Origin of the sequence: Streptomyces sp. NPDC059003 (assembly GCF_042740445.1) — a bacterium.
GTDB lineage: Bacteria > Actinomycetota > Actinomycetes > Streptomycetales > Streptomycetaceae > Streptomyces.
The window spans coordinates 1-7,928 of the sequence record NZ_JBHYJH010000277.1; the positions used below are offsets into that span (position 1 = coordinate 1).

The 7,928-nt window shown below is 72.0% G+C and carries 6 protein-coding genes; 3 read left to right on the plus strand and 3 right to left on the minus strand.

The window, feature by feature from the left end; translation table 11 throughout:
- Positions 1-190: 190 nt before the first annotated feature.
- Positions 191-1,711: a D-alanyl-D-alanine carboxypeptidase/D-alanyl-D-alanine-endopeptidase gene (gene dacB, locus ACFWZ5_RS43195; protein WP_384805105.1), complete on the minus strand. Its 1,521-nt coding sequence runs from the start codon at positions 1,709-1,711 to the stop codon at positions 191-193.
- 85 nt (positions 1,712-1,796) lie between these two features.
- Between dacB and ACFWZ5_RS43200 the strand changes: the two genes are divergently transcribed.
- Both ACFWZ5_RS43200 and ACFWZ5_RS43205 read left to right on the plus strand, forming a co-directional pair.
- Positions 1,797-2,285 carry an inorganic diphosphatase gene (locus tag ACFWZ5_RS43200; protein ID WP_384805103.1) on the plus strand — a complete coding sequence of 163 codons (489 nt, stop codon included), beginning with the start codon at positions 1,797-1,799 and terminating at the stop codon, positions 2,283-2,285.
- Between the two features lie 149 nt (positions 2,286-2,434).
- The gene (locus tag ACFWZ5_RS43205) at positions 2,435-4,099 is read left to right on the plus strand and encodes a threonine/serine exporter ThrE family protein (RefSeq protein ID WP_384805101.1); all 1,665 of its coding nucleotides are present in this window, start codon (positions 2,435-2,437) and stop codon (positions 4,097-4,099) included.
- Between the two features lie 23 nt (positions 4,100-4,122).
- Here ACFWZ5_RS43205 and ACFWZ5_RS43210 read toward each other — a convergent pair whose 3' ends face one another.
- Both ACFWZ5_RS43210 and ACFWZ5_RS43215 read right to left on the minus strand, forming a co-directional pair.
- On the minus strand, positions 4,123-5,277 hold the full coding sequence (locus ACFWZ5_RS43210; RefSeq protein ID WP_384805099.1) for a DedA family protein: 1,155 nt from the start codon (positions 5,275-5,277) through the stop codon (positions 4,123-4,125).
- A 171-nt stretch (positions 5,278-5,448) separates the two neighbouring features.
- Positions 5,449-6,255, minus strand: coding sequence for a MerR family transcriptional regulator (locus ACFWZ5_RS43215; protein ID WP_384805097.1), 807 nt, complete (start codon positions 6,253-6,255; stop codon positions 5,449-5,451).
- Between the two features lie 142 nt (positions 6,256-6,397).
- Between ACFWZ5_RS43215 and ACFWZ5_RS43220 the strand changes: the two genes are divergently transcribed.
- A complete protein-coding gene (locus ACFWZ5_RS43220) occupies positions 6,398-7,813 on the plus strand; it encodes a glutamate decarboxylase (protein WP_384805095.1) in 1,416 nt (471 codons plus the stop codon).
- Positions 7,814-7,928 lie beyond the last annotated feature (115 nt).

A 7,928-nucleotide genomic window follows, 5' to 3' on the forward strand; every position in this document is an offset into this window, starting at 1 on the left:
GGCGAGGGGGGGGGTTTTTTCCCCCCCGCCCGCCCGCTTCTGCCCTCCCGCGGGGCCGAGGCCCCCGGCGGGGGCCGACCACCATCGGCGACTGCGGCAGAAACCCGCAGCCGCCGACGGCGAACCACCCCCACGAGGGGCGCCCACCCCGCGTGGGGTGGAAACGGGCGGGCGGGTGGGAAAAGGGGGCTTACCGGCCCGAGGTGGCCGTCGCTGAGGCCATCGCGTCGAGAGCCCGCTGCGCCCCCTCCGCATCAGTCGTCCCCGTCGTCATGAACGCGAAGACCAGGAGGCGCCCGTCCGTGGTGACGACGGTCCCCGCCAGGGTGTTGACGCCGGTGAGCGTTCCCGTCTTGGCGCGGACGACCCCGGTGCCGGGGGATCCCTTCGGGTAGCGGTCGACCAGCGTGCCGGTGAAGCCCGCGACGGGCAGCCCGGTGACGACGGAGCGCAGCTCGGGGTGGTCCGGGTCGGCCGCGCGGGCGAGCAGCGCGGCGAGGAGCTCGGCGGTGAGCCGGTCGGCGCGGTCGAGCCCGCTGCCGTCGGCGAACTCCGCCCCGGCGAGCGGGAGTCCGAGCTTGTCCAGGCGGGCCCGGACCGCCTCGGCCGCGCCGTCGAAGCCGACGGGTGCGCCGTCGGCGTGCGCCGTCTCGCGGGCCAGCGCCTCGGCGATGTCGTTGTCGCTGTGGGTCAGCATGCGTTCGACGAGGGCGGAGACGGGCGGCGAGACGGTCTTGGCGAGGGTCCTGGCGCGGCCGGAGGCCTTCGCGGGGCGCGGGTCCTGCTTGACGTCGACGCCCCGCTCCCGCAGCAGGTCCGCGAACTTCAGGGCCGCGTCGCCCGCCGGGTCGGCGCTGCGCGGGGCGGGGCCCGACGACGAGTCGTCGAGGCGGCCCTCGTCGGCCATGAGGGCGCTGACGAGGGTGATGTTCTCGTTCGGGCCGATGGGGTGCTGCGGCGGCCCGGAGTACCGGGAGGTGTCGTACGACAGCGTCACCGGGCCCGTGCCGCGCTTCTTCAGGGCCCGTGCCGTGTCGTCGGCGAGGTCGCGCAGGCTCGCGGCGCCGGCGACGTACCGGCCCTCCTTGCGGGCGGTGAGCGTCGGGTCGCCGCCGCCCACCAGGACCACGTCGCGCGATTCGGGTTCGACGACCGTCCTCGTGGTGAGGCGGTGGTCGGGCCCCACGGCGGACAGCACCGCGACCGCCGTGGCGATCTTCGTGGTGGACGCGGGCGTCAGGGCGTCGTCCGCGCCCTTGCCGTACAGGCGCTTGCCGGTGGCCGCGTCCATGACGACCGCGGAGCGCTCGGGGCCGAGCTCAGGCTCCTTCAGGATCGGGTCGAGGGCGTCAGCGAGCGCCTGGCCGCCGGGCGCCGACGTGCCCTTGTGCGCGCCCTTGGAGAGGCGGAGCCCGGCGAGCACGGAGGGGGCGCTCGGCGCTGCCCCGGGCGCCTGGCCACCGAGGGCGCCCGCGTGATCTGTGCCACCCCCGGCTTCCAGGGAGGCGGCCCGGTCCCGCTCGGCCGTACGCTGACCGGAGGAGTCCCAGGGTCCCGCCGCGACGACCGCCACCGCCGCGACGGCGAGGCCCGCGGCGGCGGAGCCCGCCGTGACCTGCCAGGTCTTGAGGTGCGCGGGAGGCTTGACAGCAAGCCGCCCCAGACGCCGCAGCAGCCGTCCAGGCCGCTGCCAAGGCTTGCGCTCGTCCACGACGACCTGCCCCTTTCGCGATCACACATCTGCGTGAGGGACACTTAATCACCCGAAGTATGTGCTGATCATGGAGGAGCCACCCGTGGAGTTCGACGTCACCATCGAGATTCCGAAGGGTTCGCGGAACAAGTACGAGGTCGACCACGAGACCGGCCGCATCCGCCTGGACCGTCGACTCTTCACGTCCACCAGCTACCCGGCGGACTACGGCTTCGTCGAGAACACCCTGGGCGAGGACGGCGACCCGCTGGACGCCCTGGTCATCCTGGACGAGCCGACCTTCCCCGGCTGCCTCATCAAGTGCCGCGCGATCGGCATGTTCCGGATGACCGACGAGGCGGGCGGCGACGACAAGCTGCTGTGCGTCCCGGCCTCCGACCCGCGCGTGGAGCACCTGCGCGACATCCACCACGTGTCCGAGTTCGACCGCCTGGAGATCCAGCACTTCTTCGAGGTCTACAAGGACCTGGAGCCCGGCAAGTCCGTCGAGGGCGCCGACTGGGTCGGCCGCGCCGACGCCGAGGCCGAGATCGAGGCCTCGTACAAGCGCTTCGAGGCCCACGGCCACTGAGCGCCCCCGGCCACCACACGGGGCCATCCGTACGCGAGCGGGCCGCGTGACCTTCTTCGGGTCGCGCGGCCCGTTCGTGTGTCGCTGCGCATACTGACGTACGTATGGTGCGTACGAGATGTACGCACACGTGAGCGAGGCTGGAAACCGTGGCGGAACCGGAGGAGGAAGACCGCAAGCCGCAGTCGGACGAGGCGCACAGCGCCTTCGCGCCGGTGGGCGGCGTCGACCAGGCGACCGCGGTCGAGGACGACCATCCGTCGTCGGAGTTCACGATCCCGACGGGTCTGCGGATCCCGCCGTCGCCGGAGGACACCAAGGTCGCCAAGGAGTCCTCGGCGTTCACGACGCCGCAGGCGTACACCGCGAAGCAGCCGCCCGCCTTCACCCCGCCCGGCGGCGTGCCCGTCGTCCGCCTCACCAAGGAGGCGCCGTGGCAGGACCGGATGCGCACGATGCTGCGCACCCCGGTGGCCGAGCGCCCGGCGCCGGAGCCGACGCAGCGGCACGAGGACGACGCGGGGCCCGCGGTGCCGCGCGTCCTGGACCTGACGCTGCGCATCGGGGAGCTGCTGCTCGCGGGCGGTGAGGGCGCGGAGGACGTGGAGGCGGCGATGTTCGCCGTCACGCGCGCGTACGGCCTGGACCGCTGCGAGCCGAACGTCACGTTCACACTGATCGCGATCTCGTACCAGCCGTCCCTGGTGGACGACCCGGTGACCGCGTCGCGCACGGTGCGCCGCCGGGGCACCGACTACACGCGCCTGTCGGCCGTCTACGGCCTCGTGGACGACATCAGCTCCGAAGAGGTCGAGGTCTCCCTGGAGGAGGCGTACCGGCGCCTCGCGGAGATCCGGCGCAACCGGCACCCGTACCCCGGGTGGGCGCTCACCGCGGCGGGCGGGCTGCTCGCGGGTGCGGCGTCCGTCCTGGTCGGCGGTGGCGTGGTGGTGTTCGTCGCGGCCGCGCTCGGCGCGATGCTCGGGGACCGGCTCGCGTGGCTGTGCGCGGGGCGCGGGCTGCCGGAGTTCTACCAGTTCGTGGTCGCGGCGATGCCGCCCGCCGCGATGGGCGTCGCGATCAGCCTGCTCGACCTGCCGGACGTACGGGCCTCCGCGGTGATCACCGGTGGTCTGTTCGCGCTGATCCCCGGGCGGGCGCTCGTCGCGGGCGTCCAGGACGGTCTGACCGGCTACTACATCACCGCCGCCGCCCGCCTCCTGGAGGTCGGGTATCTGATCGTCGGCATCGTCTGCGGCGTCCTGATGGTGCTCTATCTGGGCGTGCAGCTGGACGCGGGCCTCAACCCGGAGACGTCGATCCACTCCACGGACCGGCCGGTCGTGCAGATCCTGGCGTCGATGGCGCTGAGCCTGGCCTTCGCGGTCCTGCTCCAGCAGGAACGTTCCACTGTGCTGCTCGTGACGCTCAACGGCGGGGTCGCCTGGGTCGTCTACGGGGCGCTCGCGCGCGCCGGTGACATCTCCCCGGTCGCGGCCACGGCGGTCGCGGCGGGCCTGGTGGGCCTGTTCGGGCAGCTGCTCTCGCGCTACCGGTTCGCGTCCGCGCTGCCGTACGTGACGGCGGCGATCGGGCCGCTGCTTCCCGGTAGCGCCACGTACTTCGGCCTGCTCGAGATCGCCCGGAACAACCTCAACCCCGGCCTCGCGTCGCTCTCCAAGGCGGCCGCGCTCGCCCTCGCCATCGCGATCGGCGTGAACCTCGGTGGGGAGCTGTCCCGGCTCTTCCTGAAGGCGCCGGGGCCGCAGGCGGCGAGCGGGCGCCGCGCGGCCAAGCGGACGCGCGGCTTCTAGGACGGCTGTCGGTCGGTTCCCGGTCAGTACCGGGGGTGGCCCTGCTGCTGGGGCTCTTCGGGGTACTGGTGCGGGTACTGGGGCTGCTGGGGCTGCTGGGGCCGGTACTGCTGGCCGCTCGCCGGGTCGCCGTACTGGCCCTCGTACTGGCCTTCGTGCTGGCCTTCGTAATGGCCCTCGTACTGCTGCTGGGACTGGGGCTGGGGCTGGTACTGCTGGGCGCCGTACTGGCCGTCGTACGAGGTCTGGTACTGCCCGCCGTCGTACTGGGAGTCGTACGGGGAGGGGTACTGCGGGTCGCCCGCCGGGCCGCCGTACTGGGTGTGCTGGGGCTGCTGGGCGTGCTGGCCCGGGTACTGCTGCTGGGCCTGCTGGGGCTGGTACTGGTACTGCTGGTCGTACTGGCCCGGGTACTGGTGCTGCTGGGGCTGGCGGCCCTGGTACGGGGACTGCTGGTGCTGCTGCGGCTGGTGCTGCCAGTCGGCCTCGGGGGCGCTCTCGGGGCCGTCGTGCCGGGCCGCGGGGGCCGGGGCCGCCGGGGCCTGGGCCGCCTCCTTCTTGCCCTTGCTGCGGGCCCGCAGGAACTCGATGATGATCGGGACCACCGAGATGAGGACGATCAGGATCAGGATCGCCTCGATGTTCTTGTGCACGAACTCGTGCTTGCCGAGCCATGCGCCGAGCAGCGTGACGCCCGCGCCCCACAGGACGCCGCCGATGACGTTGAACGTGATGAACGAGCGGTACCGCATGCCGCTGACGCCCGCGATGATCGGCGTGAACGTCCGCACGATCGGCACGAAGCGGGCGAGGACCAGGGACTTCGGGCCGTGCTTCTCGAAGAACTCGTGGGCCTTGACCACGTTCTCCTGCTTGAACAGCTTGGAGTCCGGGCGGTTGAACAGGGACGGGCCGACCTTCTTGCCGAAGAGATATCCGGCCTGGTCGCCGGCGATCGCGGCGATGCAGATCAGGATGCAGGCCAGCCACAGCGGGGTGTCCAGCTTGTCCGTCGTGATCAGCAGGCCGGTGGTGAACAGGAGCGAGTCACCGGGCAGGAAGAAGCCGATGAGCAGGCCCGACTCGGCGAAGACGATCAGGAGCAGGCCCCACAGGCCGAACTGGTTCAGCAGGTAGTCCGGATCCAGCCAGCTTGGTCCGAGCGCAAGCGTCGTCACGGTTCCGGGCTCCTGTGGGTGTGAGGGGGCGGCGGGGAGGTGCGGGTGCGGGCCGTGCGTGGTGATGACATCGGGACCCCGCCCAAAGTTACCAACGCAAGGTGACGCGGACAGGTTCCACCGTCGACGGCTGGCCACCCCCGGCGCCCCTCCACAGGAGGGGGAGAGACGCTAGGCGCCGTGGCGGGCCGCGTTGGCCGTGATCGCCGCGCGCAGGTACGCCGCGAGGCCGGTCCTGATCGCCTCGTACGTGGCCGTGAAGCGGGCGTCGGCCACGTACATCTCCCCCAGGCCGCGGTGCATCTCGTACGAGCACGCGTAGTAGCCGGACGAGATGAACCGCCGGTGCTCCTCGGCCACGTCCATGGCCTCGGGCGACTCCGGAGAAAGGCCCGCGGCGAGCAGGTCGCCCATGCGGGCGTGGATCGACGCCATGGTGTCGGTCAGGCGCTGCCAGTCCTCCTTGGTGTACGCGGCCGTACGGCGCCGCGACTCGGCGTACGCGTCGGTGTCGCCCCAGCGGCGCTGTACCTCCTCTTCGTAGTGGTCGGGTTCGAAGTCTCCGAAGACCTCGAACTTCTCTTCGGGGGTGAGGTTGATGCCCATGCGTCGTGCCTCCATGGCGGTCTTCACGGCGGCTGCCATGTCCTGCAGCTTCGTGATGCGGTCGGTGAGCAGCCGGTGCTGGCGCCGCAGGTGCTCCTGCGGGTCGGCGTCGGGGTCGTCGAGCAGCGCGGCCACCTCGTCGAGCGGGAAACCGAGCTCCCTGTAGAAGCGGATCTGCTGGAGCCGGTCGAGGTCGTGGTCGCTGTAGCGCCGGTGCCCGGCGTGGCTGCGCCCGCTGGGCACGAGGAGCCCGATCTCGTCGTAGTGGTGCAGGGTGCGCACCGTGACCTTGGCGAGGGCCGCGACCTGCCCTACGGAGTAGCCGGCGTGGCTGGCGCGGCCAGGGCGGCCAGGGCGGCTGGGGTGGCTCACCGCCGCCTCCTTTCGTTCCGACACGGACCAGCGTGCGTCCTCACGTCGCGTGAGGTGCAAGTCCGGCCTTCCCCGGAGTGCCGTGTTCCCGGTGCCCGCCTACGGTGACCGGGAGAGCCCTGAGCGACCCGGAGGCACCGCCATGTCGCTGCACCGTGGCGCGGACGACCGCCGCGACGAGCACCCGCTGTCCGTGAATCCGTTCTTCGGCGAGGCGAACCCGGTCGGCGGCATGACCGAGGCCCCGCCCAAGCACCGCCTTCCGAAGGACCCGCTGCCGCCCACGACGGCGTACCAGCTGGTGCACGACGAGCTGATGCTCGACGGGAACTCGCGCCTCAACCTCGCCACGTTCGTCACCACGTGGATGGAGCCGCAGGCCTCCGTCCTGATGGCGGAGTGCCGGGACAAGAACATGATCGACAAGGACGAGTACCCGCGCACCGCCGAGCTGGAGCGGCGCTGCGTGGCGATGCTCGCCGACCTGTGGAACGCGCCGGACCCGGCCACGGCGGTGGGCTGCTCCACGACCGGCTCCAGCGAGGCCTGCATGCTCGCGGGGATGGCGCTCAAGCGGCGGTGGACGAAGCGGAACGCCGACCGCTATCCGTCGCGCGAGGCCCGGCCCAATCTGGTGATGGGCGTGAACGTGCAGGTCTGCTGGGAGAAGTTCTGCGACTTCTGGGAGGTGGAGGCGCGCCAGGTCCCCATGGAGGGCGACCGGTTCCACCTCTCCCCCGAGGCGGCGGCCAAGCTGTGCGACGAGAACACCATCGGGGTCGTCACCGTCCTCGGCTCGACCTTCGACGGCTCGTACGAGCCCGTGGCGGACGTCTGCGCGGCCCTGGACGCCCTCCAGGAGCGCACGGGCCTGGACGTGCCCGTGCACGTCGACGGCGCCTCAGGGGCGATGGTCGCGCCGTTCCTGGACGAGGACCTGGTGTGGGACTTCCGGCTGCCGCGGGTGGCGTCCATCAACACCTCGGGCCACAAGTACGGCCTGGTCTACCCGGGCGTCGGCTGGGCACTGTGGCGTACGCCCGCCGAGCTGCCGGAGGAATTGGTGTTCCGCGTGAACTATCTCGGCGGTGACATGCCGACGTTCGCCCTGAACTTCTCGCGGCCCGGGGCGCAGGTCGTCGCGCAGTACTACACGTTCCTGCGCCTGGGCCGTGCGGGCTACCGCGCGGTGCAGCAGGCGTCCCGGGACGTCGCGCGGGGCCTTGCCGAACGCGTCGAGGCCCTGGGGGACTTCCGGCTGCTCACGCGGGGCGACGAGCTGCCGGTGTTCGCGTTCACGGTGGGGGACGACGTGACGGCGTACGACGTCTTCGACGTGTCGCGGCGGTTGCGGGAGCGGGGGTGGCTGGTGCCGGCGTACACCTTTCCCGCCGAGCGTGAGGATCTCGCGGTGCTTCGGGTGGTGTGCCGTAACGGGTTCTCTGCGGATCTTGCGCGGCTGTTTGCGGAGGATCTGGGGCGGTTGTTGCCCGAGTTGCGGCGACAGCCGGGGCCGCTGACGCGGGATCGGCGGGTGGCTACGGGGTTCCATCACTAGGGGGTGTGTCGGGTGCGGGCCGGGGTCCCTCGCGGGGGCGCCCCAGGCCCGCCCCTTCCCGAACCAGGGGGCTCCGCCCCCTGGACCCCCTTTTATCCGGCGCTTCGCGCCTCGT

What these genes read in the sequence shown, in the direction of transcription:
- ACFWZ5_RS43220 (WP_384805095.1), top strand. Translation starts at nt 6,398, where the DNA reads ATGTCGCTGCACCGTGGCGCGGACGACCGCCGCGACGAGCACCCGCTG.